General features: G+C 65.9%; 22 protein-coding genes and 2 pseudogenes. 9 read left to right on the top strand and 15 right to left on the bottom strand.

The window, feature by feature from the left end; all coding sequences use genetic code 11:
* Positions 1-137: 137 nt before the first annotated feature.
* A complete protein-coding gene (gene nirB, locus BN972_RS00270; protein ID WP_080696645.1) occupies positions 138-2,684 on the top strand; it encodes a nitrite reductase large subunit NirB in 2,547 nt (848 codons plus the stop codon).
* A 13-nt stretch (positions 2,685-2,697) separates the two neighbouring features.
* Complete coding sequence (gene nirD / locus BN972_RS00275) at positions 2,698-3,069, top strand: nitrite reductase small subunit NirD (protein WP_036351525.1); 372 nt, start codon at positions 2,698-2,700, stop codon at positions 3,067-3,069.
* On the opposite strand, the gene BN972_RS00280 is transcribed toward nirD, so the two are convergent.
* The 10 genes from BN972_RS00280 to ligD form a co-directional block, all read right to left on the bottom strand.
* Positions 3,066-3,515, bottom strand: coding sequence for a TetR/AcrR family transcriptional regulator (locus BN972_RS00280; RefSeq protein WP_036351527.1), 450 nt, complete (start codon positions 3,513-3,515; stop codon positions 3,066-3,068). The two genes, nirD and BN972_RS00280, sit on opposite strands and share 4 nt — an antisense overlap.
* A 58-nt stretch (positions 3,516-3,573) precedes the next feature.
* The gene (locus BN972_RS00285) at positions 3,574-4,278 is read right to left on the bottom strand and encodes a sirohydrochlorin chelatase (RefSeq protein ID WP_036351530.1); all 705 of its coding nucleotides are present in this window, start codon (positions 4,276-4,278) and stop codon (positions 3,574-3,576) included.
* Entirely contained in the window at positions 4,275-5,420 is a 1,146-nt protein-coding gene (locus BN972_RS00290) for a uroporphyrinogen-III synthase (protein ID WP_036351533.1), read from the bottom strand. The genes BN972_RS00285 and BN972_RS00290 overlap by 4 nt, the downstream gene beginning before the upstream one ends.
* Positions 5,421-5,454: 34 nt before the next feature.
* Positions 5,455-6,852, bottom strand: coding sequence for a nitrate/nitrite transporter (locus BN972_RS00295; protein WP_036356085.1), 1,398 nt, complete (start codon positions 6,850-6,852; stop codon positions 5,455-5,457).
* A 219-nt stretch (positions 6,853-7,071) separates the two neighbouring features.
* Positions 7,072-8,502 carry a nitrate/nitrite transporter gene (locus tag BN972_RS00300; RefSeq protein WP_051544911.1) on the bottom strand — a complete coding sequence of 477 codons (1,431 nt, stop codon included), beginning with the start codon at positions 8,500-8,502 and terminating at the stop codon, positions 7,072-7,074.
* 136 nt (positions 8,503-8,638) lie between these two features.
* Positions 8,639-9,175 (bottom strand): GNAT family N-acetyltransferase, encoded by a 537-nt coding sequence (locus tag BN972_RS00305; RefSeq protein ID WP_036351536.1) that lies wholly within the window; start codon positions 9,173-9,175, stop codon positions 8,639-8,641.
* Positions 9,176-9,195: 20 nt separating this feature from the next.
* On the bottom strand, positions 9,196-10,071 hold the full coding sequence (locus BN972_RS00310; protein WP_036351539.1) for a 5-oxoprolinase/urea amidolyase family protein: 876 nt from the start codon (positions 10,069-10,071) through the stop codon (positions 9,196-9,198).
* Positions 10,072-10,081: 10 nt separating this feature from the next.
* Entirely contained in the window at positions 10,082-10,729 is a 648-nt protein-coding gene (gene pxpB, locus BN972_RS00315; protein WP_036351544.1) for a 5-oxoprolinase subunit PxpB, read from the bottom strand.
* An 89-nt stretch (positions 10,730-10,818) separates the two neighbouring features.
* Complete coding sequence (locus BN972_RS00320) at positions 10,819-11,799, bottom strand: ABC transporter substrate-binding protein (RefSeq protein ID WP_036351546.1); 981 nt, start codon at positions 11,797-11,799, stop codon at positions 10,819-10,821.
* Positions 11,800-11,831: 32 nt separating this feature from the next.
* Positions 11,832-13,067: a non-homologous end-joining DNA ligase gene (gene ligD, locus BN972_RS00325; protein ID WP_036351551.1), complete on the bottom strand. Its 1,236-nt coding sequence runs from the start codon at positions 13,065-13,067 to the stop codon at positions 11,832-11,834.
* 69 nt (positions 13,068-13,136) lie between these two features.
* On the opposite strand from ligD, the pseudogene fadD2 reads away from it, so the two are divergent.
* A pseudogene (gene fadD2 / locus BN972_RS00330) lies at positions 13,137-14,798 on the top strand (long-chain-fatty-acid--CoA ligase FadD2); the annotation flags it as partial.
* A 200-nt stretch (positions 14,799-14,998) separates the two neighbouring features.
* On the opposite strand, the gene BN972_RS00335 reads toward fadD2, so the two are convergent.
* Positions 14,999-15,325: an ATPase gene (locus tag BN972_RS00335; protein ID WP_235192337.1), complete on the bottom strand. Its 327-nt coding sequence runs from the start codon at positions 15,323-15,325 to the stop codon at positions 14,999-15,001.
* Between the two features lie 325 nt (positions 15,326-15,650).
* On the opposite strand from BN972_RS00335, the gene BN972_RS00340 reads away from it, so the two are divergent.
* The gene (locus tag BN972_RS00340; RefSeq protein WP_051544913.1) at positions 15,651-15,956 is read left to right on the top strand and encodes a hypothetical protein; all 306 of its coding nucleotides are present in this window, start codon (positions 15,651-15,653) and stop codon (positions 15,954-15,956) included.
* A gap of 27 nt (positions 15,957-15,983) precedes the next feature.
* Here the strand turns inward: BN972_RS00340 and BN972_RS00345 are convergent, their stop codons facing one another.
* The 3 genes from BN972_RS00345 to BN972_RS00355 form a co-directional block, all read right to left on the bottom strand.
* Positions 15,984-18,170 (bottom strand): acyl-CoA dehydrogenase, encoded by a 2,187-nt coding sequence (locus BN972_RS00345; RefSeq protein WP_036351557.1) that lies wholly within the window; start codon positions 18,168-18,170, stop codon positions 15,984-15,986.
* A gap of 91 nt (positions 18,171-18,261) precedes the next feature.
* Complete coding sequence (locus BN972_RS00350) at positions 18,262-19,377, bottom strand: alpha/beta hydrolase (protein ID WP_200869687.1); 1,116 nt, start codon at positions 19,375-19,377, stop codon at positions 18,262-18,264.
* Entirely contained in the window at positions 19,374-20,021 is a 648-nt protein-coding gene (locus BN972_RS00355) for a TetR/AcrR family transcriptional regulator (protein WP_036356101.1), read from the bottom strand. Before BN972_RS00355 ends, BN972_RS00350 begins: the two co-directional genes overlap by 4 nt.
* Before the next feature lie 72 nt (positions 20,022-20,093).
* Between BN972_RS00355 and BN972_RS00360 the strand changes: the two genes are divergently transcribed.
* Both BN972_RS00360 and BN972_RS00365 read left to right on the top strand, forming a co-directional pair.
* Entirely contained in the window at positions 20,094-20,678 is a 585-nt protein-coding gene (locus BN972_RS00360) for a VOC family protein (protein WP_036351560.1), read from the top strand.
* Positions 20,675-21,220 (top strand): hypothetical protein, encoded by a 546-nt coding sequence (locus BN972_RS00365; RefSeq protein WP_036351562.1) that lies wholly within the window; start codon positions 20,675-20,677, stop codon positions 21,218-21,220. The genes BN972_RS00360 and BN972_RS00365 overlap by 4 nt, the downstream gene beginning before the upstream one ends.
* A gap of 3 nt (positions 21,221-21,223) precedes the next feature.
* Here the strand turns inward: BN972_RS00365 and BN972_RS00370 are convergent, their stop codons facing one another.
* On the bottom strand, positions 21,224-21,877 hold the full coding sequence (locus BN972_RS00370) for a TetR/AcrR family transcriptional regulator (protein WP_036356104.1): 654 nt from the start codon (positions 21,875-21,877) through the stop codon (positions 21,224-21,226).
* Positions 21,878-21,955: 78 nt separating this feature from the next.
* Here BN972_RS00370 and BN972_RS00375 point away from each other — a divergent pair, with 78 nt between their 5' ends.
* From BN972_RS00375 to BN972_RS00385, 3 genes and pseudogenes are all read left to right on the top strand, one after another.
* Complete coding sequence (locus BN972_RS00375) at positions 21,956-22,861, top strand: oxygenase MpaB family protein (protein ID WP_036351565.1); 906 nt, start codon at positions 21,956-21,958, stop codon at positions 22,859-22,861.
* A gap of 111 nt (positions 22,862-22,972) precedes the next feature.
* Positions 22,973-24,566 (top strand): annotated as a pseudogene (locus BN972_RS00380) (PPE domain-containing protein).
* 9 nt (positions 24,567-24,575) lie between these two features.
* Complete coding sequence (locus tag BN972_RS00385) at positions 24,576-25,478, top strand: class I SAM-dependent methyltransferase (RefSeq protein WP_036351568.1); 903 nt, start codon at positions 24,576-24,578, stop codon at positions 25,476-25,478.
* Positions 25,479-25,589: the final 111 nt, after the last annotated feature.

Consider the following 25,589-nt stretch of genomic DNA (forward strand, 5'->3'; position numbering starts at 1 on the left):
CCTACGCTAAAGTTCCACCTGGCCGTTCGCCGGGAGCGAACGGGGTCACACAGACAATTGACAGGTGTGATGCCAGCGTGATGCACGCGTCACATTTCGCGTCATTTTCGGCAACATCGCCTTCGTAGTCTCTTGGCATGTCTTCTGCCGGAACTACTACTCGCGCGCGCCCGGATGTCCGGCGCGTCGTCGTGGTCGGTCACGGCATGGTCGGTCACCGGTTCGTCGAGGCGCTGCGTGCCCGGGATACCAGCAACAGCTGGTTGATCACCGTGCTGGCCGAAGAGGCCGACGCAGCATATGACCGCGTCGGTCTGACCTCCTACACCGAGAGCTGGGACCGCACCAAGCTGGCGCTACCGGGTAATGACTACGCCGGTGACGAACGGGTCGAGCTGATACTGGACACCCGCGTCGTCGAAATCGATCGCGAGACAAAGACGGTGGTCACTGCCGACGGTGACCGACACGCCTACGACGCGCTGGTGCTGGCCACCGGCTCCTACGCCTTCGTCCCGCCGGTGCCCGGTCACGACCTGCCGTCGTGCCACGTATACCGGACCCTCGATGACCTCGATGCCATCCGTGCCGGAGCGCAACGCACGGTGGAGCACGGCCACGGCGCGGGTGTGGTGATCGGTGGCGGGCTGCTGGGTCTGGAAGCGGCGAATGCGTTGCGCCAATTTGGATTACAGACCCACGTCGTCGAGATGATGCCGCGGCTGATGGCCCAGCAGGTCGATGAGGCCGGCGGCGCGCTGCTGGCCAGGATGATCGGCGACCTCGGCATCGCCATCCACGTCGGGACGGGCACCGAATCCATTGCTGCCGTCGATGATTCAGACGCAGTCCGGGTCAGCCTGTCCGATGGGCAGATCATCGACGCCGGGGTGGTGATCTTCGCGGCCGGTATCCGCCCCCGCGACGAGCTGGCACGCGCGGCCGGTCTGGACGTCGCGCCGCGCGGCGGTGTCATGACCGACTTGTCCTGTCGCACCAGCGATCCCGACATCTTTGCGGTGGGTGAGGTAGCCGCGATCGAGGGCCGTTGCTACGGACTGGTCGGGCCCGGCTACACCAGTGCCGAGGTGGTGGCCGACCGGCTGCTCGACGGAGTAGCCGAATTCCCCGAAGCCGACCTCTCGACCAAGCTCAAGCTGCTCGGCGTGGACGTGGCCAGCTTCGGCGATGCGATGGGCGCCACCGAGAACTGCCTTGAGGTCGTCATCAACGACGCGGTCAACTGCACCTACGCCAAGCTGGTGCTGTCCGACGACGCCAAGACGCTGCTGGGCGGGGTGCTGGTGGGCGACGCCACGTCGTACGGGGTGCTGCGCCCGATGGTCGGCAGCGAACTACCGGGCGACCCGCTGGCGCTGATCGCCCCGGCCGGTGATGGAGCCGGCGCCCTGGGAATCGGCGCGCTGCCGGATTCCGCGCAGATCTGTTCCTGCAACAACGTCACCAAAGGCGACTTGAAGTGCGCCATCGCCGACGGCTGCGGTGACGTGCCGGCACTGAAGGCGTGCACCTCGGCGGGGACCTCGTGCGGGTCGTGCGTTCCGCTGCTCAAGCAGTTGCTCGAAGCCGAGGGCGTGGAACAGTCCAAGGCGCTGTGTGAGCACTTCTCGCAGTCGCGGGCCGAGCTGTTCGAAATCATTTCCGCCACCGAGATCCGCACCTTCTCCGGGCTGCTTAAGCGCTTCGGCCGCGGGAAGGGTTGCGACATCTGCAAGCCGGTCGTCGCCTCGATCCTGGCGTCCACCGGATCCGACCACATCCTGGACGGGGAGCAGGCCGCGCTGCAGGATTCCAACGACCACTTCCTGGCCAACATCCAGAAGAACGGCAGCTATTCGGTTGTGCCGCGGGTTCCTGGTGGTGACATCAAGCCCGAGCACCTGATCCTGATCGGTCAGATCGCGCAGGATTTCGGTCTCTACACCAAGATCACCGGCGGCCAGCGGATCGACATGTTCGGCGCGACGGTGGATCAACTGCCGGCGATCTGGAAGCGGTTGGTCGACGCCGGGATGGAGTCGGGCCACGCCTACGGTAAGGCGTTGCGCACCGTGAAGAGCTGTGTGGGCAGCGACTGGTGCCGGTACGGCCAGCAAGACTCGGTGCAACTCGCCATTGACCTGGAATTGCGCTACCGCGGACTGCGGGCGCCGCACAAGATCAAGTTGGGCGTGTCGGGCTGTGCGCGCGAATGCGCCGAGGCGCGCGGCAAGGACGTCGGCATCATCGCCACCGAGAAGGGCTGGAACCTCTACGTCGGGGGCAACGGCGGGATGACGCCGAAGCACGCGCAATTGCTGGCCGGCGACCTGGACACCGGAACGCTGGTCCGCTACATCGACCGTTTCCTCATGTATTACATCCGCACCGCGGACCGGCTGCAGCGCACCGCGCCGTGGGTGGAGTCGCTGGGCCTGGAGCACGTGCGCGAGGTCGTCTGCGACGACTCACTAGGGCTGGCCGAGGAATTCGAGGCGGCCATGGAGCGCCACGTCGACAACTACAAGTGCGAATGGAAGGGCGTGCTCGAGGACCCGGAGAAGCTGTCCCGGTTCGTCTCCTTCGTCAACGCTCCCGACACCGCCGACCCCACCGTCACCTTCACCGAACGTGCCGGACGCAAAGTTCCTGTGCCCATCGGCATTCCGCGCGTCCGATCCTAACCAAGGAGGAACCATGACACTTCTCAACGACATTCAGGTCTGGACCACCGCTTGCGATTACGACCACCTGATCCCGGGCCGTGGCGTCGGCGTCCTGCTGGACGACGGCTCGCAGGCGGCGCTGTTCCGGCTCGACGACGGCTCGGTGCACGCGGTGGGCAACATCGATCCGTTCTCTGGGGCCGCGGTGTTGTCGCGCGGCATCGTCGGCGACCGGGCCGGCCGGGCCACGGTGCAGTCACCGATCCTCAAGCAGGCCTTCGCCCTCGATGACGGATCCTGCCTGGACGACCCGAAGGTCTCGGTGCCGGTGTACCCGGTGCGCCTGACCGCCGACGGCCGGGTTCAGGTCGGTCGGTACGACCTAGAACGGCTGGCTGCCTAATCGATCTTGCCGACGAGGTAGCGCTGCATCGTCGGACCGATCGCGTCCACCAGCTGTTCCACCGTCATCGAGTGCAGCGGTTCGGAACGGACCCCGTAACGCATGATGCCCAGCCCAACGAGCTGAGAAGCGCACAGCGAGGCCCGAACAGCGATCTTGTCGGCGCCCAGCATCTTGAGCAGCGGGTTGAACACCGGACCGATGAACATCGACTGCACGATTTCGGCGGTCTTGGACAGGCCGGTCGAAGCGATCGCGCTTGCGGCAAAAGGTCCACCACCGGCGGCATCCCACGTGGTGATCAACATGTACAGCGTGCGGCGGCCTACCTGATTGACACTGCCGGTGAAGATGCGGTCGATGAACTCTGGTGTGCTGAAAGGCAAACGCAGCATTTTTGCCACATCGTCGAGGAGTCCGCGCGAGGGCTCTTCGTTACGGGCCATGTTGCCAGGATTACCCCGGATGCCCGCAAACATCAAGTGTCCTTGGTCACGCCGTACGTCAGTGACGCCCGGTGACCGCCAATATGGCGGCGCTGCGGAAGCGGTTCGCCACCAAGCGTGCCATGCCCGGGTCGGTGCCCAGTGGCGGCGTCACCAGGTCCGCCCCGGAGTCGCGCAGGCGTTCCTGAAACAGCCCGTCGGCCAGCAAATAGGACGCGATGACCACGCGGCGCGCACGCCGGCGCCGGGCGTCAGCCACCGCCTGAGCCACCGTCGGCGAACCGGTCGAGGCGAAACCGAGATCTACCCGAGATCCGGTCAGTGCGGACAAAGCTGCCGCGGCACTGTGTAAATCGTTGCGGGCATACGGATCCGAGGTGCCGGCGGCCGCCATAATCACCGAATCGCCTGCCTGCCAACCGGATGTGAGAAGATTCTGACCCAGGATCCGGGTGACCTCCGGGCCGGGTCCGAGCGCCCGCGTGACGGTGACGTCAGGATGCCCACTGGCCTCGATGTGTGCGGGCAAATCCGCGCGGACGTGATAGCCACGAGACAGGAACGCCGGCACCACAATTGCGGGCCCGTCATCGCCACTCGCGGACAGGCCGGAAAGTACCTCGCTCGGGGTGGGTCCGAGTACGTCGACGAACGCGACATGGACGGTGCGGTCGAGCAGCTCACCCACCCGGGCGGCGAGGTCGCCCACCATTGCGACGCCCGACGCGCGGCGGGTGCCGTGCGCGGTCAAGATCAGGCTCATGCGGCGTCCGGGCCGGTATCGAGAGCCAGCCGATACCCGCGCTTGACCACCGTCGCGACGATGTTCCGGTCGCCCAGGGCGGTTCGGAGCCGGAGTACGGCGGTGTCCACGGCGTGTGTGTCATCGCCGTTGCCGGGCAACACCCGCAGCAGCTCGTTACGTCCCACGACATCGCCGGGACGGTGGGCCAGCGCCCGCAGGATCGACATTCCAGAACCCGACACCGTCTTGACCGAGCCGTCCACCAGAACGCAGGTTCCCCGGATCTCCAGCAGGTGGCCGGCGGCTTTCACGCTGCAGGAACCCAGCAGCGGCAGCTCTTCGGCGATGTGACGGGCTAAGGCGCCCAACCGCATTCGCTCGGGCGCAGAGGTGGGCACGCCCCGCCGGATCAGTGGCCGGGACGTCACCGGGCCCACACACATCGCGTGTACGCCGGTGCGCAGTGCGTCGAGCACCTGGTCTTCGAGGTCCAGTTCACGGCTGCGTTCCAGCACCGCCACCGCCGCGGGCGCCGAGGTGAAGGTCACCGCGTCGAACTGCCGACGAGCGATGCCGGTGACCAGCTGATCGAACTCGCCGCCCAAAGGAACTGGCATCCAACGGTATACCCGGATGGGCACCACCTCGGCGCCTGCGGAACGCAACCCGGCCATGAATTCGGGGAACGGATCCCAACCGTCGGCGGCACCGTGCAACTGGATCGCTATGCGCCTACCCGAAAGATCAGACTGCAGCAGGTATTCCAGCACCTCCTGCGAGGACTCAGATTCCGGGGACCATTCCTCACGCAATCCGGCAGCGCGCAGCGCGCCGGTCGCTTTCGGTCCACGCGAGACGACCCGAGCGGCCGACAACGCATCAATCAGTTCGGTGGCCAAGCCCCATCCCTCGGCGGCGGCCACCCAGCCGCGGAAGCCGATGCCCGTGTGGGCGACCAGGATATCCGGCGGTTGGGCGATCAACGCCTCGGTGTTACGGTGCAGTTCGTCGTCGTCGGGCAGCGCGATCATGCTGATCGCGGGGGCGCTGAAGACCTCGGCTCCGTGCCGGCGCAGCAGGGCACACAGCTCCTCGGAACGACGAGCTGATGTCACTGCGATTCGGTAACCAGTCAGTGGCGCAGACGGTGGCTGGGCCATACCACTTGTGTATGCCTGACACATTTCCATTGCGTTACCTGGCAATTGCTGCCGCATTGCTCTCGGCTGCGTTCTTCGTCACAGGAATGGACGGTCGGCGCACGTACATCACCCAGGTGAGCCACGCGGCAACGACATAGGACGCCAGGAACGCCCAATATGCGCCTGTCTCAGTGCCGCTGCGCAGGTAGGACTCACGCAGGGCCAGATTGATGCCGACGCCGCCGAGTGCGCCGACTGCCGCGCAGAATCCGATCAGCGAGCCCGACATCGCCCGTGACCACTGCCGCCGCTGCGCCTCGGTGAGGTCCATTGAGCGGCTGCGTGCTTCGAAGATCGACGGGATCAGCTTGAAAACCGAACCGTTGCCCATGCCGGCCAGAATGAACAGCGCGATGAAGCCGACGACGTAGCCGACCAGCGAGGCGCCGCTGGTACCAGGTCGGTTGTCGTCATGGCTGCTGATGCCGACCAGCAAGCCGGCGGCCACGATCATGCTGACCAGTACGGCGAGGGTGACCCGGCTGCCGCCGATGCGGTCGGACAGCCGGCCGCCGTAGATCCGGGCCAGTGAACCCAACAGCGGCCCCACGAAAGCGATCTGGGCAGCGTGCAGGGAAGCGTGCGCAACGGTCTCGCCGTGTGCCTCGAAGTTGACCAACAACACCTGACCGAACGCGAAAGCGAAACCGATCCAGGAGCCGAACGTGCAGATGTAGAGCAGCGATATCACCCAGGTGTGTGAGACGGAAAGGATGGAGCGCATGGCATTCGGCGGCGTGGCGTGATCGAGATTGTCCATGAACAACGCGGCCGCGACCCCTACGATCGCCAGCAGCACCAAGTAAATCGCGCACACCCAGTACGGTGCCTGGTGTCCGGCAGTGGCCAAGGCCAGCAGCCCGACCAGTTGGATGACGGCCACGCCGAGGTTGCCGACACCGGCGTTGATGGCCAGGGCGGCGCCTTTGAGGCGTTGGGGGTAAAAGGCATTGACGTTGGCCAGCGATGCCGCGTAGTTCCCGCCGCCTAGGCCGGTGAGTGCCGCGCACACCAGGTACGGCCACAGCGGCACGCCGGGGTTGGCCAGCAACACGATGGTGCCCGCGGTGGGAATCAGCAATACGAAGGCGGAGAACACCGTCCAGTTGCGGCCGCCGAATCGCGCGATGCCCAATGTGTACGGGATGCGCGCGCAGCCGCCGGCCAATGTGGCGACGGCGCCCAGCAACAATTTGTCGCTGGCCGAGAAGCCGTACACGGACGCCGGCATGAACAGCGTCATGACCGACCACAGCGACCAGATCGAGAACGCGACATGATCACCGGCGGTGGTGCAGAGCAGATTACGGCGCGCAATCGCGCTGTTGCCGGCTTCCCAGGCCACAACGTCCTCGGGATTCCATTCGGCGATGTGATGGTTACGGCCCACTCGACTGCCCAACCTTTCTGGGCACCTCAGCGGCACCTCGATGTCCAAGAGGCTTGCGCCGCGGTCTGTTTCGATGCTCACATCGAGAACGGACGGCAGTCAACCCGAAAGGGTCGATATCGGCTGTAAGTTGAATTCCAGTTGTCTGCAAAGTCGCTGACAACTGGAATTCCAGTGAGCTGCGTTACATCCGGGTTTACATTCAGGTTTACGACTCGGTTAGACGTAGGCCAGACCGGGGCTGGCCGCGCCGCTCGCCGGGCTGATCGCCCGAAGCGGCCTGCGCACGTAGCCCGCCCACGTCAGCAGCGCCGCGGCCACGTAGAACCCGACGAACACCCAGAAAGCTGACGTCGCGTTGCCACTGGCCAGGTAGGACTGGCGCAGCGCGAGATTGACGCCGACGCCGCCCAAAGCGCCGATCGCTCCTGCGAATCCGATCAGTGCACCGGACATGGAGCGCGACCACTGGCGGCGCTGTGTCTCGTCGAGTCCGAGGCCGTGGCTGCGGGCCTCGAAGATCGACGGAATCATTTTGTAGACCGAGCCATTGCCGATGCCCGACAAAATGAACAGGGCCACGAAGCCCGCGATGTAACCGATCATCACCCCCGCCGGGGCCGGTCCACGGTGGTGCTCCGCGAAAGTGCTTCCGCTGACCAGGATTCCGGCCGCCAGGATCATGGCGCAGAAAACGCCGAGGGTGACGCGGCCACCCCCGATCCGGTCGGCCAGGCGGCCGCCGTACACCCGCGACAACGAGCCCAGTAGTGGCCCGAGGAATGCGATCTGCGCGGCGTGCAGCGCGGCGTGCGCGCTCGACTGTCCACCGGCCATGAAGTTGATCTGCAGCACTTGGCCGAAGGCGAACGAGAACCCGATGAACGAACCGAATGTGCCGATGTAGAGCAACGAGACGACCCAGGTGTGCGGCTCGGCCAACACCTTGATCATGGTGCTCATTTCGATGCGGTATTGCGGCAGATTGTCCATGTACAGCGCGGCGCCGATCCCGGCGACGGCCAACAGCAACAGGTACACGGCGCACACCCAATACGGCTGACGATCACCGACGGTCGCGATCACCAGCAGTCCGACCAGCTGGATCATGGGCACCCCGAGGTTGCCCCCGCCGGCGTTGAGCGCCAACGCCCAACCCTTGAGCCGTTGCGGATAGAAGGCGTTGATGTTGGTCATGGAGGAGGCGAAGTTGCCGCCGCCGAACCCGGCCAGTGCGGCACACGCCAGATAGGGCCACAACGGCAGACCCGGATGTGCCAGCAGATACAGGGTCAAGACGGTGGGTATCAGCAGGACCACCGCGGAGAAGATGGTCCAGTTGCGACCGCCGAACTTCGCGGTGGCAAAGGTGTAAGGAAAGCGCAGGCAACCACCGACGAGAGTGGCGGTGGCGCCGAGCAAGAACTTGTCGCCGGCCGAGAACCCGTATACCGATGCGGGCATGAACAGCACCATCACCGACCACAGGGACCAGATTGAGAACCCGACGTGTTCGGCTGTTACCGACCAGATCAGGTTGCGCCGCGCGATGTACTTGTTGCCCGCTTCCCAGGCCGCCACATCCTCGGGGTCCCAGTCGGAAATCACGTGCGAACGGCCCCTCAGTGACCTCCGAAACTCGGCGAACATGCAGACTCCTAACGTCATCGATTGCCGATTACGCTAGGAATGCTTTGTTGCGCGAGCGCTTCTGGCAGTGACCCGGGGATGAATTTCGGATCACCGCAGAGCACTGCGGCGTGTGAGGGACCCGATTACCGTCGGACTACCAGACGTCTCCGTCGCGCCAATCGCATGTCAATTCCGCAGAGGTGTCCAGCCGGACGCTCACCGGGAGCACGAACACCGTTCCGTCGTCCTCGGGCGTGCGGGTCCGACCGGTGGGGGCCAGCACCGACGTCGGCCCGAGCCACGGTAGCCAGCCGCGGGCCGCATAGAGGCGGCGGGCCTGCACCGTGGAACTGAGCGCCCCGAGTTGGTAGGCACCGCGCATCACCTGCTCGACGCCGTCCAACAGCGCGTGCACCAGCCCTTGTCCTCGCCAATCTTCGCGCACCGCAACACCTTCGACGTAGCCGCAGCGTAGTGCCCGGCCTTGATAGAGGAGCCGCCGCTGCACCACCGAGGCGTGCGCGATGATCGCGCCGTGATGCCAGATCAGCGCGTGCATCCCGCCCAGTGCGTGGTCCCAGTCGGTATCGGCGAAGTCGCCGGCGAATGCCGCAGTCACCATCTGGCAGATCCCGCGTCGCGTCTCGACGTCGAGATCCGCGGTGTGTACCAGCCGTGCGGTGTGCACGATCCTGTTCTACCAGCCCGGGTTCACCGGGCCCGACGGGGCCGCGCCCAGTGCAATCGCACGTGCTGACCGGGCCGCACCTGCGCCAATTTGTCTATGTCTTCGTCAATCACCACGCCGATGACCGGGTAACCACCGGTGATCGGATGATCGGGACCCAAGACCACCGGTAAACCGTTGGGCGGCACTTGAATTGCGCCGCGAACCACACCCTCGCTGGGTAGCTGCCGGTCCGGGTTACGCTGCTGCAGCGGCCGCCCGGTCAGGCGCATGCCCACCCGGTCGCTGCGGTCGGATGCCACCCAATCGGTGTGCACCAGGGCGTCGGGGTCGACAAACCAGTCGTCGCGGGGCCCCGGGATGACGAGCAACTCCACCGCATCGTCGGTGATCGCGGCGACGGGGGCCTGCTCGAGTTCCGGGAAGTCGGCGGTGTGCTCGCCCACCGGTAATACATCGCCGGGTTGCAATGGCAGCGGCCCGATCTCCGACAGCACGTCATAACTGCGCGAGCCCAGAACCGGTGTGACACCGATGCCGCCGCGTACCGCCAGATACGACCGCAGCCCGGCCCGAGGCGTGCCCAACGAAATCACCTGGCCATCCCGGACATGGTGAATGCTGTTGGTACCGAACAAGATTCCGCTCACGGTCGGATCCGTGTCGGCTCCGGTGACCGCGATGTCGAGGTCGCCGCCGCGCACCCGGACCGACAAGCCGCCGAACGTCACTTCGACGGTGGCCCAGTCGTCGGGGTTGGCGACCAGTCGGTTGGCCAGCGCATGCGAGCGCCGGTCGGCGGCCCCGGACCGGCCGACACCAAGGTGGGCCAGTCCGGCCCTGCCGAGGTCCTGGACCAGGGCCAGCGGTCCGCTGCGCAGGATTTCCAGAGTCGTCATGGCGAGCCTCCTAGTGCGCCCGGAACCGGACCGATGTCCCGCGGGCCAGCAATGCGGGATCGGGACGGTTGACGTCCCACATCACCGCGTCGGTGTGCCCGATGATCTGCCATCCGCCGGGTGACCGGCGGGGATAGACCGCGCTGAACTCGCCGGCCAGGCCCACCGATCCGGCCGGCACCGATGTCCGCGGTTCGGTTCGACGCGGCACCCGGAGCCGCTCGTCACCGCCGATCAGATACGCGAATCCCGGGGCGAACCCGCTGAATCCGACCCGCCACGGGGTGCTGGTGTGTGCATTGATCACCTGCGCGGTGCTCAGGCCGGTGTGTCGAGCGACCTCGGCCAGATCGGGACCGCCGTATACGACGTCGATCACCACCTCCCGGTCCGGGTCGCTCAGCGAATCGGCGGATTCCGGCGCCACCCGAAGCTTGCGCAGGCGCTGGCGGGTCACGCCCTGGAAGCGGGGACCGTGCAACTTCACCAAAACGGTGCGCGACGCGGGGACGATGTCGACGACGCCGGGCAGGGCGGCAGCACGCAGCGCATCGGCCCATGCCAGTACGTCGGCCGTGCTGTCGCATTGCAGCAGCAGCGCCTGGTCTCCATAGTCGACGACGTCACAGGCCAACTCGGTGATCTCCGTCGCATTCATAATTCACGGTAGCCCCGGAATTGCGGCGTCGGCCATCAACTTTCGAGCACTGCCAGAGGTGCCTTAGCAAACGCTCATGCTAAGCGCGGCTAACCCAGGATCTTGGTGATCTGCGGCGGAAGTTGATCGGCCACCACCGGATAGCTCAGCGGTGACGCGAAGGCGATGGCTCCTGCCAGGTCCTTGCTGGTGAAAATGTGCCGTTTCTGGGCGCTCGCTACCGATCCGGCCACCTCCGGGTCGGCCAGCAGCGCCTGCTCGTCCTCGGGACTCTCGGTGGACCAGATCAGCACATCGGCGGAATCGAGCACGTCCTTGATTCGGTCGCGGGGGATAACCGCGCGCTGATCGGTGGCGTAGGACTTGATGCTGTCGGAGATGACGAGTCCCATCTGGTTCAGGAAATCGGTCCGCCAGCCTGCCACGGTGGCAACCACCGTGCCCTGCCAGAGCCGGCCCTGCATCAACAGCGCCTTCTTGCCCTTCCACTGTGGATTCTTCTGGCCGACATCGGTAAACCTGCCGTCGACGGCCGCGATCAACGACTTCATCTGGTCAGCCTGAAACACCGCCTGACCGATGGCGGTGGCCTGGTCCTTCCACGGTTCGAAGAACGCGTCGCCGCCGGACTGAGCGATCGTCGGGGCGATCGCCGACAGCTTCTGATAGGTGTCGGCGTCCAGGCCGGCGTTGGTCGCCACAATCAGGTCGGGCTTGAGCCCGGCGATCTGGTCGACCTGAATTCCGCTGTCCAGGTTGAGCACAACCGGTTGCGCCGGGCCCAGTTTGGGTTGCGCCCAGGGCCACACCGCGAACGGTTGGTCGCCGAACCAGTTGGTCACCGCGATCGGCACCACACCTACCGCGAGTAGGTCGTCCTGCTCGGTGTAGCCGGCGCTGACGACACGCTTGGGTGGTTCTTTGACGACGGTCTCGCCGAACAGATGCTTGATCGTCACCGACCCGCCACCCGGCGACCCCGGCGGCGGCTTGTTCTCAGCGCACGCCGCCAGCAGTCCGGTAGCCGCGGCGACCTGCAGGAATCCCCGCCGGCTCAACCCCTGTTGCACAGCGTGAGAGTATCGCGTGCCTTACCCGAGCGTCAGTTGCGTGGTCGCGGCTTCGGCGTGTACCCAACCCAGGGACTGTAATCGGCGATCAATTCCTCCTGCGGCGGCCGTTCGTCGGCCGGCACATGCTGCAGGTTTATCCGGATCCGGTACCAGATCGAACTCGGCCCGCGCATCCCGTCGACCAGGACGTCGGCGGGCTTCAGTCGCTCGGCCGCGGCCGGGTGGCGCTGCCGCCAGGTGTCCAGCGCGGCCATCGCTTCGTCCTTGGTTTTGGTGCGTGCCACTTCGATCAGCGGCATCACGGATCGTCGGCGGCCATCGGCACTCTTGCCGGCGCCCTTGGGCGCCCGTTCCGGCGGGCCCATCTCCTCGGCCAGGGCCAGCAATGCTTCGAGCCCACCCGTCGCGTCGTCCATGCCCTCCCACGGGTCGCCGATCCGGGCGAACCGGTCGGGAACCGTGTCGATGGTGAATGCCTCCGGGTTGCAGTCGGCAACCTCGTCCCAGCGCAACGGCGTGGATACCCGGGCATCCGGGGTGGCCCGCACCGAGTAGGCCGAGGCGACCGTGCGGTCCTTGGCGTTCTGGTTGAAGTCGACGAACACGCCCTGCCGCTCTTCCTTCCACCACCGACTGGTTGCCAAGTCCGGTGCACGGCGTTCGACCTCGCGCGCCACGGTCTGCGCGGCAAGTCGCACCTTGCTGAACGGCCAGCGCGGCGCGATCCGGGCATAGATGTGGAAACCTCGCGAGCCCGAGGTTTTCGGCCAGGGGGTCAGGCCGTAATCCTCGAGCACGTCGCGGGCCACCAATGCCACGTCGACGATGCGTTGCCAGGAAACACCGGGCATCGGGTCCAGGTCGACCCGCAGTTCGTCGGGATGGTCGAGGTCCTCGGCCAGCACGGGATGCGGGTTGAGGTCTACGCACCCCAGGTTGATCGCCCAGGCCAGCCCGGCGGCGTCATGGATGACCGCCTCGTCGGCCGAGGTGCCCGAGGCGTACCGCAGGGTGGCTACGTCGACCCAGTCCGGCCGCTTGGCCGGCGCTCGCTTCTGGAAGACCGCTTCCTCGGTGATGCCCTTGACGAACCGTTTGAGAATCATCGGCCGGCCCGACACGCCGCGCAGCGCACCGTCGGCCACGCTCAGGTAGTAGCGGACCAGATCGAGCTTGGTGGCGCCGTGATCAGGGAAAACGACCTTGTCGGGGTGGGTGATCGTGACCTCGCGTCCGGTCACGTCCAGCGACACGGGTTTGGTCATAGATGCCGATGGTAATTCGGTGGAAACCTACTGGTCGCATTGCGACCTCCGTCACATATGGTGAGGACTATGCCTAACCTCAGCGACCTGCCCGGCGTCGGAAAAATCCAGCAATACGTTGAACGCGGCGCCGCCGAACTGCACTACGTGCGCAAGATTTTCGAGTCCGGTGCGTTCCGGATCGAACCGCCGCAGAACTATGCCACCTTGGCCAGCGGTATCGTCAAATGGGGCGAATTCGGCATGTTGCCGGCCCTCAACGCCGCCCGCACCCCAGACCGCGCCGCGTGCATCGACGAAGAGGGCGAGTTCAGCTTCCGGGAACTCGACGAGGCCGCCCACGCGGTCGCCAATGGGCTGATCGAGAAGGGCGTCAAGGCCGGCGACGGCGTCGCCATCCTGGCCCGCAACACGCGTTGGTTTCTGGTCGCCTACTTCGGCGCAGCCCGGGTGGGTGCTCGCATCATCTTGCTGAACAGCGAGTTCTCCGGCAATCAGGTCAAAGAGGTGGCCGAGCGCGAGGGCGCCAAGCTGATCATCTACGACGACGAATACACCAAGACTGTCAGCAAGGCCGAGCCAGAACTGGGTTTCCTGCGGGCGCTGGGCACCAACCCGGACAGCGACGAGGACTCGGGCAGCGAAGACGAGACGCTGGCCGACCTGATCAAGCGCAGCAGCAAGGATCCGGCTCCCAAGGCCGGCAAGCACGCATCGATCATCATTCTGACGAGCGGCACCACCGGAACCCCGAAGGGTGCGAACCGCAGTACTCCACCAACACTGGCCCCGGTCGGCGGCATCCTCTCCCATGTGCCGTTCAAGGCCAACGAAATCACTTCGCTGCCGGCGCCGATGTTCCACGCGCTGGGGTTCCTGCACGCCACGATCGCGATGTTCCTGGGCTCGACGCTGGTGTTGCGCCGCAAGTTCAAGCCGCCGCTGGTGCTCGAAGACCTCGAAAAGCACAAGGTGACCGCCATGGTCGTGGTGCCAGTGATGTTGTCGCGACTCTTGGACGCGATCGAGAAGATGGACAAGAAGCCCGACCTGTCTCACCTCAAGATCATTTTCGTGTCCGGTTCGCAGTTGGGTGCCGAACTGGCGTCTCGTGCGCTGAAGGACTTCGGGCCGGTGATCTACAACATGTACGGCTCCACCGAGATCGCGTTCGCGGCCATCGCGGGCCCCAAAGACCTGGAGAAGGATCCGGCGACGGTTGGGCCCGTCGTCAAGGGCGTCAAGGTGAAGATCCTCGACGACAACGGCAAGGAGAAGCCGCAGGGCGAGGTCGGGCGGATCTTTGTCGGCAATGCCTTCCCGTTCGAGGGCTACACCGGCGGCGGCCACAAGGAGATCATCGATGGCCTGATGTCCTCGGGCGACGTCGGTTACTTCGACGAGGACGGCCTGCTCTTCGTCAGCGGCCGCGACGACGAGATGATCGTCTCCGGTGGGGAGAACGTGTTCCCGGCCGAGGTTGAGGACTGCCTGAGCGGCCATCCCGACGTCGTGGAGGCCACCGCGATCGGCGTCGAGGACAAGGAGTGGGGCCACCGGCTGCGTGCCTTCGTGGTCAAGAAGGAAGGCTCCGATGTCGACGAGGACACCCTCAAGAAACACGTGAAGGAGGAGCTGGCCAGGTACAAGGTGCCGCGCGAGGTCATCTTCCTCGACGAGCTGCCGCGTAACCCCACCGGCAAGATCCTCAAGCGCGAGCTGCGCGAACTCGATGTCGACGATAAGGAAGAAGCCAAGAGTAAGGCGAAGGACCTGGGCTCGAAGAAGGGGTCCGAGAAGGGTTCCGAGAAAGGCTCCGAGAAGGCCGAAGAGAACGGTGGCTCTGCGAAAGCTGACTCTGACGACGGCGAGAAAGCCGGCGAGAAAGCTGACGAGAAGAGCGGCGCCGCCGACGGGTAGGCCGCTCTAGCTCACACTCTGCGGGCTCCTATCACCTGGACGATCTGGGCCGACAAGTTCGGGTCGACCAGCAGCTGCTCGATGAGCGCGGTGATCACGTCCTGGCCGGTCACCCGCGCCAGTCCGAGGCGGTCAGCGGCATCACGTTGCCAGATGTCCAGCGCCCGATGGGTGGCGGGGGACAGGTCGACGGTCCGGCGCGTGCGCTGAACGCGGGCCGGCGGTTTGCGGGTGCGGTAGCCGATGGTTGGCTGCTCGCGGATCCGGGGCAGCTGCGGTTGCCGGAAGTTGGCGAAGCGCTCAGTCGGCACTCCATCCCCGATCGATTCAATACTCACTGCGGCGACCTTCCTCCGAGGGCCAAGCAGTGAGTCAGTCTATGGGCGTTACCTGGACCTTTGCTGTACGCCCGTTTAATAAATTTGCTGACAGCGATCTCCGGTGCTGTAATTTGCACTGAGATACTGATGGATATTTACCGTACTTCAGTACGTCCGCATAACAGTAGCCACAGTTCAAAGCGTTTCAGTGAATTGCATTTCAGTATTTGTGACGAATAATCCTAAGGTATACAGCTACATCAAATGAAATAACCATGGTTTGCTCAGAAAGTTTTCAATAGCGTTGGTGGTGGCAATTCGAAGACTCTTGGGAGGAGTTCCAATGTTGATCACCCCGCGTTGCGCACGGATTGCGGCGGCCGGTGCGGTGGGCGCCGGTGCGTTGACTTCCGCACTGCTGTTCGGCGCCGCCCCCACTGCCCAGGCGGCACCGCCCGCCACCATCACCACCGTCGCGCAAGCACCGCAGCTCGGACCGCACGCCATTCCGGTACGTGGCGGCAACGGTTGGGGCGGCCACGGCCACGGCGGCTGGGGCCACGGCGGCGGTTGGGGCCGCGGCGGGGGCTGGGGCCATGGCTGGGGTCACGGGGGCTGGGGACGGCCCTGGTGGAACTGGTGGTGGTGACCGGCCAGGTGGTTAGCGCGCCACCTATTAAGGGTCGCGGGGGAGGCCCAGCAGGCGCTCGGCGATGATGTTCAGCTGCACTTCCGAGGTGCCGCCGTAGATCGTGGTGGCCCTGCTGGCCAACAAATATTCGCCCCACTTGCCCTGCAGTTGGTCGGGGTCGCCGATTACGGCCTCCGCGCCGAAGGATGCCACCGCGAACTCGGCGTAGCCCTGTCCGGTTCGCATCGACAACAGTTTGGAGATCGCGGCCGAGGGCATGGCGTCACCGCCGGCCAGCGTCAGCAGCGTGGAACGTAGGTTCAGCACCTTGGCGGCGTGCCCCTCGGCGATCAATTGTCCGGCGCGGTGCTGAGCCACCTGGTCGAACTGTCCGTCCCGGACGAACTCGACGAACTGCGGCAGTGTGGCCAGGAAGTTTGCGTCACTGCTACCAATTGAGACCCGTTCCGCCGTCAGGGTGTTGCGACTGACTTCCCAACCCCGGTTCACTTCGCCCAATACACAATCGTCCGGCACGAACACGTCGTCGATGTAGACGGTGTTGAACATCTCGTGACCGGTGAGCTCGCGCAGCGGCTTGACCGTCACCCCCTTGGCCTTCATGTCCATCAGGAAGTAGGTGATGCCATTGTGCTTCGGGGCGCTCGGGTCCGTGCGGGCCAGCAGGGCGCCCCACTGTGAGTACTGCGCGGCGGTGGTCCAGATCTTCTGGCCGGTGATGCGCCACCCGCCGTCGACCCTGGTCGCCTTGGTGGACAACCCCGCCAGGTCCGAGCCGGCCCCAGGCTCGGAAAACAGCTGGCACCAGATCATCTCGCCGCGGAAAGTCGGCGGCAGGAAGCGTTGCTTTTGCTCCTCGGTGCCGAACGCGACGATCGACGGGATGATCCAGGCGGCGATGCCGACCTGTGGCCGCTTCACCCGCCCGCTGGCGAACTCCTGGGCGATGATGATCTGCTCGACCGGATTCGACGCCCGGCCCCAGGGCTTGGGTAGGTACGGCAGCACCCACCCGGCCTCGGCGATCGCCACCGCGCGGGCCGGCCGGTCCATCTTCTTCAACGCGGCGACCTCGCCGCGGATGGCGGCCCGCAGCTCCTCGGTCTCCGGATCCAGATCGATGTTCACCTCGCGCATCCCGGTGGTGGTCGCGGTGTCCACCACCCGCTGCGGATACTCCGAGCTGCGGCCGAACGAAGCGGCCAACATCAGCGCCCGGCGGTAGTACACGTTGGTGTCGTGTTCCCAGGTGAAACCGATGCCACCGTGCACCTGAATGCAGTCCTGGGTGCAGCGCTGAGCCGCGGCCGGGGCCAGGGTGGCGGCTACGGCCGCGGAGAATTCGAGGTGGTTGTCCGCGCCATCGCGCAGCTCGTCCAGGGCGCGGGCGGCGTCCCACACCGCCGCGGTGGCCCGCTCGGTGTCGGCGACCATCTCCGCGCATTTGTGCTTGATGGCCTGGAACTGCCCGATCGGCCGACCGAACTGCTCGCGGATCTTCGCGTAACCCGACGCGGTGTCGGTGGCCCAGCGCGCCACACCCACCGCCTCGGCTGACAGCAACGTCGTCATCAACGCGTGGGCGGTGGTCATGCTCAGGTTGTCCAGCACCACGTCGTCGCCGACTTCCACGGCGTTGGCCCGCACGTGGGCGATCGGCCGCAGCGGATCCAGGCTCTGTACCGACTCGATCTCCAGCTGCTCGGCGCGCAGCACCACCCACTCTTCGCCGCTGTCGATCGCGACCGGCAGCACCAGCACCGAGGCCTGCCCAGCGGCCGGCACCGCACGCGCTTCGCCGCGAATCACCAGGACGTCGCCGTGGCGGGTGGCGGTCAGCCCGGAGTCCAGGGCGTACGTTGCGATCGTCGCACCCGAGGCCAACTCGGCGAGCACCTTCGCGTCCGGGTCGTGGGCGGCGACTAGCGCACTGGCTATCGCCGACGGCACGAACGGACCGGGCACCGCCCCGTAGCCGAACTCGGCGAGCACGATCGCCAATTCAAGGATGCCGAAGCCCTGCCCGCCGACCGAGTCGGACAGGTGTACGCCCTGCAGACCTTGGTCGGCGGCGGCCTGCCAGTACGGCGGCGGATTCTCGAGCGGCGTCTCCATGGCCGCATGCAGCACCTCCGACGGCGCGATCCGCGCCACCAGGGACCGCACCGAGTCGGCCAGGTCTTGATGTTCGGGGCTGATTGCGATCGGCATTGGTCGCCTTCCCTGTGATCGGTTCGCTTACGCGGCCGTCTCCAAGCTAACAACCAATCGAAGCTAACAACCACTTGGTTGGGTCACGCCGTTAGGCCCACCGATCGCCGATCCATTCGGCGATCACCTCGGCCTGCTCTTCCCGGGCACCCGGGGTGGTGAAGTAATGGTCGGTGTCGATGGCGGCCTGAGCCTTGTCGACGCTGCCCAGCGCGTCATAGATGCGTTGTGCGTCGGAGGGAAAGACGCCGGTGTCGGCCTCGGCGTTGATGACCAGCGCCGGGCAGTTGATGCGGTTCAGGTGCGGCTCGGCCCGGGTCTGCGCCGTCCGCATGCTCCACATGCCCAGCCAGTTGCGCAGGGTGCAGGCCGCGGCGATGCCGCGGGTGGAACGGTTCGCCTTCACCGGAGTTCCCGCGTAGCACCAATTCGCCTGCCGCTTGGTGGGTTCGAGACTGGGGTCCACCATGCGCGGGTCGGCCCAGGTGCGCATCACCGTGAACGGCCGATCGGAAAAGCCGGCCCCCGCAATCCGTTTGAGTTCGGACTCGGCCCAATCGGTGATCGCGTGGTTGCGCGCCAGCTGGGCGGCGCGATAGCGCTCGATGAACTCCGGTGAATAGGGCGGGCCGTTGCGCTCGTCGAACAGGTCCAGTTCTGCATCGGTTGCCACCGGGTCGTTCTCGTCGACGACGGCACCGTCCATCCAGGCGGTAAGGACATCCGGGCGCCCGGGGTGCGCCGCGGTGGCGACGTAGCCGTCGGCAGGTAGTAGTTCGGTCACCCCCTGCGCCGGCCGCATGCCCGCCAGCGGGGTCACATTAGGCTCGACCGCCTGCGACTGGTATGCCGACATCAACGATCCGCCACCGGAGTTGCCAAGCAGCACAACTGTTTCAACGCCCGCGACGTCGCGCAGCCACCGCACTCCCACGCCGATGTCGACCAGCGCATGATCGAGCAGGAAGCTGCTCTCGAACCCGCGGAACCTGGTGTTCCAGCCCAGGAACCCGATGCCGCGCGCGGCCAGATAGTCCGCGATGTAATGCTCGGAGAAGTCGATCTGGTAGTGGGTGGCTATCATCGCCACCTTCGGATTGTGCCCCTCGGCGCGGTGATAAAGCCCCTGGCAGGGGTGCCCGCCGGCGCCGGCGCGTTCGGCAGTGGGTGACGGCAGTCCGATGAATTCACGTCTGATGGCGGTCAATTCGGCTCGTCCTTCTGGCAGTAGATGGCGCGGTAGTAGATGTTGGTCAGAGTCCGGATGCAGGCTTCGTCGTCGGGTGCCGGCGTGCGGGTGAGCTGGATGTAACAGAACTGGTTGAACATCGCAACGATCGCCTCGGCCAGCAGCTCCGGGTCGTCGTCGCTGCAAAAACCCTGACGCTGAGCACGTCTCACCGACTCCGCGATGAAAGCGATTGGAACCGCACACATCTCGGCCCAGTATTGGGCGAAGTCGTCGCTGACCATGGCCAGCTGCGAGATGCTGATCATCTCGGCCAGGCGATGCCGATAGGTGTGCCAGTGGGCGGCGGCCGCCTGGTGTGCCCGTTCGCGTTCGGACAGGCCATGCTGGGTCACCGAAACGGCCCGCTGGTTGGCCTCGTCGCGGAACCGTAGCGCCCACTGGCGGACCATCGCCTCCTTGGAGTCGTAGTAGTTGTAGAACGACGCCGCCGACCGGCCGGCTTCGGCGGCAATGTCGGCAATGGTGGTGGCCAGAATTCCTTTGCGCGCGATCACCGTTCGCGCGGCGTCGTCGATGGCGGCCTGGGTCCGCCGGCCACGGTGGGTCGGATAGGACGTGCGGCCCGAGCCCGGCCCGTCGGGTTCTGCCGAAGCTGCCACCTGCACCTTCCTGGAAGGAATCTGAACCTGATGTTAGATTCAGGTTTGGATCTTAGTCATGGGAGTCGCCAAATGATCAAGCCGCACAACACCAACACCGAATTCGAGCTCGGCGGAATCAACCACGTCGCGCTGGTGTGCTCCGACATGGCACGCACGGTGGACTTTTACAGCAATGTCCTGGGCATGCCGCTGATCAAGTCGCTCGACCTGCCCGGCGGTGCGGGTCAGCACTTCTTCTTCGATGCCGGCAACGGAGACTGCGTCGCGTTCTTCTGGTTCGCCCAAGCGCCCGACCGGGTGCCGGGCATCTCTTCGCCCGGCGCGCTGCCCGGGCTGGGCGACATCACCAGCGCGGTCAGCACCATGAATCACCTCGCCTTTCACGTTCCGGCGCAGAAGTTCGACGCCTACCGTCAGCGGCTGAAGGACAAGGGCGTACGGGTGGGCCCGGTGCTCAACCACGACGAGAGTCCGATGCAAGTGTCCGCCACCGTGCATCCCGGGGTGTACGTCCGCTCGTTCTACTTCCAGGATCCCGATGGCATCATGCTCGAATTTGCCTGCTGGGTAAGGGAATTCACCGACGCTGACACCCCGGCGGTGCCCAAGACCCAAGCCGACCGGCGACCACCGGTCGCGGCCGCCCAGGCATGACCGAGGCGATTCTGAGCGACCGCCAGATCGCGGCCCTGACACCGGAGCAGCGACGTGAGCTGATCACCCGGCTCGAGGCGCCGTTGAGTGAGCTGGAGGACCCGGCCACCCTCAATCGGATGCGGCACATCCGATTGGGTCTGATCGTCGGCGGTCTGATCGCGATGATCCCCTGGATGGCCTACCTCGCGCTGACGCTGCCGCAGAAGTACGTCGCCCACAACTGGCCGGTCACCTGGGTGGGCTTCGATCTGCTGCTGGTCGGGTTCATGGCGGCGACCGCGGTGCTGGGCTATCTGCGCCGCCAGTTGCTGGTGCTCACCGCTTTCACCACGGGGGTGCTGCTCATCTGCGACGCCTGGTTCGATCTGATGACCGCGGGGCCCGACGACGCGGCGTTGTCGGTGGTGACCGCGCTGCTGATCTCGGTGCCGATGGCCTATCTGCTGATCTCCGGGGCGCTACGGGTGATGCGCCTGACCTGGATGCGCCTCTGGCTCCATCCCGACATGCGGCTGTGGCAGGTGCCGTTGATGCCCTAGGACTTAGGGCTTTACCGGGCTGTACAGGCTGGGTTCGGTGAGTTCGACCAGCAGCGACGCCAGATGATCGGCCAGTTCGTCGGGTTCCATGTGCACATCACCGGACAGCCACGCGCTCAAGGTCTGCCCGACCCCGCCGACAGCGAAGTGCGCCCCCGCTCTGACCCGATCGTTGGCCGGTGCCCCCATCGCGCTCATCACGTGCTGACCGGAAAGCAGGGCGAAAAACATCGTGGACTCGCCTCGCTTGCGCATCACCACGGCATTGGCGAGGTGGGTGCTGAACAGCAATCGCCCGATCCGGGCGTCACCGGCGATGGTCCGCACCAGGTGGGTCATGCCGGCCCGCGGTTGCTCGTCCGCCGGTACGCCTGCGATCGCCGACTGCATGCTGGCGGCCAATCCAGCGATCACCCAGTCGTAGACGCGGGCGACGAAGTCGTCCTTGTCGGTGAAGCTTTCGTAGAAGTATCGCGCGGACAGGCCCGCTGCCTGGCACAGGTTGCGGACGGTCAGTTCGGTCGCGTTCGGGTCCTCGGCCCCCAGCAGGTCCAGGCCCGCGGCCAGCAACTGGTTGCGGCGCGCGGCCAGTCGCTGGGTCGCCTCGACGCCGCGGTAGGGCCGCGCGCTCGATGCTTCGGCACTCATGGACACCATCTTGACATCCGAAAGCACAGCCGCCAATATTTGGAAACGGGGTTATCAGAATTGGCCGGACTCGGTGGGGTTTGAAGGATGACGATCGAACAGATTGAGCGAACTCGCGTCCCTCATGTGGAGCGGCCGATCTCGGATCCGCCGCGGCCGCAGAGCAAGGTGCGCCGTCGAATCGCGGGTGACTTTGGCCTGATGGGGGTCGCTCTGCTGGCGGGACCGGCCAACGTGATCATGGAGTTGTCGCGACCGGGCGTCGGACACGGCGTGGCGGAGAGCCGCGTGGAAAGCGGACGCATTGACCGCCACCCGATCAAGCGGGCCCGCACTACCTTCACCTACATTGCGGTGGCCAACGCAGGAACGGAAGCGCAGAAGGCGGCGTTCCGCCGAGCCGTGAACCGGGCGCACGCACAGGTGTACTCCACCCCCGACAGCCCGGTCTCCTATAACGCGTTCGACCCCGAACTGCAGCTGTGGGTCGCGGCGTGCATCTACAAGGGAACGGTTGACGTCTACCGGCTGTTCGTCGGAGAGATCGACGAAGAAGATGCCGACCGGCTCTATCAGCAGAGCATGGCAATCGGAACGACGCTGCAGGTGCCAGCGGAGATGTGGCCGGCCGACCGGGCCGCCTTCGACAAGTACTGGCAGGAGTCGCTGGACCAGGTGCACATCGATGACACTGTCCGCGAGTTCCTGTATCCGATCGCGGTGGCGCGGATTCGGGGATTGCCATTACCCGGATGGCTGCGAGGTCCGTTGGAGCAGTTCAACCTGCTGATCACTTCCGGGTTCTTGCCGCAGCGGTTCCGCGACGAAATGGGTTTCACCTGGGACGACGACCGGCAACAGCGCTTCGACCTGTTGATGGAGATACTCGCGACGGTCAATGCGATGCTGCCGCGCATCGTCCGGGAGTTCCCGTTCAACTTGATGCTGTGGGATCTGGACCGGCGGATCAAAAAACGTCTCCCGCTGGTGTAGGCCCGGCAAGGTCCCCCGGGCCGAAGCCAAGCCTATTGAAAACGATTATCAACTTCAGTACTCTCCCTTGACGAGGGAGCTGGCACAGCCCTGCCAGCGGAGGAGTACTTGATGACGGCCCCAATCTGGATGGCCTCACCGCCGGAGGTGCATTCGACGCTGCTCAGCAGCGGTCCCGGACCGGGTCCGATGCTGGCGTCCGCGGCGGCATGGTCGCTGCTGAGCACGCAGGTACACCGACATCGCCGACGAACTCACCGCGCTGCTGGCTGCGGTGCAGGGTGGCGCCTGGGAGGGGCCGAGCGCCGAACAGTATGTGGTCGCCCATGCGCCGTACCTGGCCTGGCTGACGCAGGCAAGCGCCCACAGTGCTAACGCGGCCACGCAGGCCGAAGCCGCCGCCGCCGCGTACACCACGGCATTGGCCGCCATGCCAACCCTGGTCGAGCTGGCGGCCAATCACGCCATCCACGGCGTGCTGGTGGCGACGAACTTCTTCGGGATCAACACGATCCCGATCGCCCTCAACGAGGCCGACTACACGCGGATGTGGATCCAGGCGGCGGCGACGATGACGACCTATCAGGCGGCGTCCGAGGGCGCGGTGGCGTCGACGACGCCGGCAACTCCCGCGCCGCAGATCGTTGCTGCCGAAGACGACCACGATCACGAGGAAGGCGAGGAGGGGCACGACGACCACGAGGGCCACGACCACGGTGATCCCACCCCACTGGACTATCTCGTCGCCGACCTGCTGCGGGCGCTCACCGGTGGGCAGATCGACTGGGATCCTTTGGAGGGCACGCTCAACGGGGTCCACATGCATGACATCACCGACGCGACCCAGCCCAGCTGGTGGGTTGCCCGATCCCTGGAATTCGGCCAGCAGTTCGAAACGTTCGTCCAGCAGCTGTTCACCAATCCGGCGGGGGCGCTGGAGTATGTCGTCGAGCTTGCCGAATTCGACTGGCCGACTCACCTCGCGCAGCTCGCTCCGCTGCTGCAGTCCCCGCAATTGCTGGCAGCCGCGCTCGGCGGCGCCATCGCAAACCTGGGCTCGGTGAGCGGGCTGGCCGGCTTGTCCGGTCTCGCGGCGATCCAGCCGGCGGCGATCCCGGCAATCGTCCCGCCGATCGCCGAGGCGTCGATGCTGCCTACCGTCGGGACGGCACCATCCGTCGTCGCCTCGGCCGCAACCGCGGCCCCCGCACCCAGCACGGCGACCACGGTTTCGAGCACCGTCGCCGGCGCCGGAACACCGCCTGCGGCAGCGGGTCCGGCCGCGGGCCTGGGCTACCCGTTCTTGGTCGGTGGCGGGCCCGGGATCGGATTCGGCTCCGGCATGAGTGCCGCTGCGAGCGCCAGCAGGAAGGCGTCGGAGCCGGACGCTGCGGCCGTGGCGGCCGCGGCGGCGGCGCGGGAGCAGGCGCGCCGACGCCGGCGCCGACGGTCGGGGCTGCACGAGCACGGCGACGAGTTCGCTGATATGAACGTCGGCGTCGATCCCGACTGGGACTCGTCGCCTGACGAGCTCGCCATGGCCACTGCGTCGGTACACGGCGCCGGTGACATGGGCTTTACAGGCACGGTGCGTAAGGGCGCCGTCGACGACGTGGCCGGACTGACGGCGTTGACCGACGACGAGTTCGGGTGCGGCCCCCGTGCGCCGATGCTGCCCGGCACTTGGGATCTCGAACGCGGTTAGGGTGTTGGGGTGCGCAGTGACGGTGACACCTGGGACATCACAACGAGTGTGGGATCGACCGCGCTTTTCGTAGCGACCGCGCGGGCCTTGGAGGCCCAGAAACCCGAGCCGCTGGCCGTGGATCCCTATGCGGAACTGTTCTGCCGTGCCGTCGGCGGTTCCTGGGCCGACGTGCTGGACGGCAAGGCTCCCGACCACGACCTCAAGAGCGAGGATTTCGGTCGCCACTTCGTCGACTTCCAGGGCGCCCGCACCAGGTACTTCGACGCCTATTTCGAGCGTGCCGCCGCCGCGGGTGCGCGGCAGGTGGTCGTCCTGGCGGCGGGACTTGATTCGCGGTCTTACCGGCTGCCCTGGCCGGATGGCACGACGGTGTTCGAGCTGGATCAGCCACAGGTTCTCGACTTCAAGCGGGAGGTGCTCGCCCAACACGGTGTGCAACCGCGCGCCGAGCGCCGGGAGATCGCCGTCGATCTACGGCAGGATTGGCCGCAAGCGTTGCAGGACAGCGGTTTTGATCCCAGCCAGTTCTCCGCCTGGATCGCTGAGGGGTTGTTGATCTATCTGCCCGCGGCCGCCCAGGAGCAGCTTTTCTCTGGCATCGACGCGCTGGCCTGTCCGGGTAGTCATGTCGCCGTCGAGGACGGCGCTCCGCTCCCGGAGGACGAATTCCGGGCCAAGGTCGAACAGGAGCGCGCCGCCCCGGACGGCGAGCAACGCCCGTTCTTCCAGCTGGTCTACAACGAGCGGTGCGCGCCGGCCACCGAGTGGTTCGGTGGGCATGGCTGGACCGCGATCGGCACTCCGCTCAACGAGTACCTGCGCGAGGTGGGGCGGCCGATACCCGCGCCCGACTCCGAGGCCGCGGCGATGTTCGCACGCAACACGTTGGTCAGCGCGGCCAAGCCCTGACCTGGGGCGGGGAACTTGGCCGCCGTGCGCTCCGACTACTGAATATGTGCGGCTGCGACAAACTTCACCGGGATCGTATTCATTCCCAACCTGCGCGATAGGCCCGACTAT

Source organism: Mycobacterium asiaticum DSM 44297 (assembly GCF_000613245.1).
Classification (GTDB): domain Bacteria; phylum Actinomycetota; class Actinomycetes; order Mycobacteriales; family Mycobacteriaceae; genus Mycobacterium; species Mycobacterium asiaticum.

Bases quoted from the DNA above. Each gene is read 5' to 3' on its own strand.
- BN972_RS00300 (WP_051544911.1), bottom strand. From the start codon at position 8,502: ATGTTCGCCGAGTTTCGGAGGTCACTGAGGGGCCGTTCGCACGTGATT.
- pxpB (WP_036351544.1), bottom strand. From the start codon at position 10,729: ATGAATGCGACGGAGATCACCGAGTTGGCCTGTGACGTCGTCGACTAT.
- nirB (WP_080696645.1), top strand. From the start codon at position 138: ATGTCTTCTGCCGGAACTACTACTCGCGCGCGCCCGGATGTCCGGCGC.
- BN972_RS00285 (WP_036351530.1), bottom strand. From the start codon at position 4,278: ATGAGCCTGATCTTGACCGCGCACGGCACCCGCCGCGCGTCGGGCGTC.
- BN972_RS00345 (WP_036351557.1), bottom strand. From the start codon at position 18,170: ATGCCGATCGCAATCAGCCCCGAACATCAAGACCTGGCCGACTCGGTG.
- BN972_RS00375 (WP_036351565.1), top strand. From the start codon at position 21,956: ATGACGATCGAACAGATTGAGCGAACTCGCGTCCCTCATGTGGAGCGG.
- BN972_RS00280 (WP_036351527.1), bottom strand. From the start codon at position 3,515: ATGGCCCGTAACGAAGAGCCCTCGCGCGGACTCCTCGACGATGTGGCA.
- BN972_RS00370 (WP_036356104.1), bottom strand. From the start codon at position 21,877: ATGGTGTCCATGAGTGCCGAAGCATCGAGCGCGCGGCCCTACCGCGGC.
- ligD (WP_036351551.1), bottom strand. From the start codon at position 13,067: ATGACCAAACCCGTGTCGCTGGACGTGACCGGACGCGAGGTCACGATC.
- BN972_RS00365 (WP_036351562.1), top strand. From the start codon at position 20,675: ATGACCGAGGCGATTCTGAGCGACCGCCAGATCGCGGCCCTGACACCG.
- BN972_RS00290 (WP_036351533.1), bottom strand. From the start codon at position 5,420: ATGGCCCAGCCACCGTCTGCGCCACTGACTGGTTACCGAATCGCAGTG.
- BN972_RS00340 (WP_051544913.1), top strand. From the start codon at position 15,651: ATGTTGATCACCCCGCGTTGCGCACGGATTGCGGCGGCCGGTGCGGTG.
- BN972_RS00310 (WP_036351539.1), bottom strand. From the start codon at position 10,071: ATGACGACTCTGGAAATCCTGCGCAGCGGACCGCTGGCCCTGGTCCAG.
- BN972_RS00360 (WP_036351560.1), top strand. From the start codon at position 20,094: ATGATCAAGCCGCACAACACCAACACCGAATTCGAGCTCGGCGGAATC.
- nirD (WP_036351525.1), top strand. From the start codon at position 2,698: ATGACACTTCTCAACGACATTCAGGTCTGGACCACCGCTTGCGATTAC.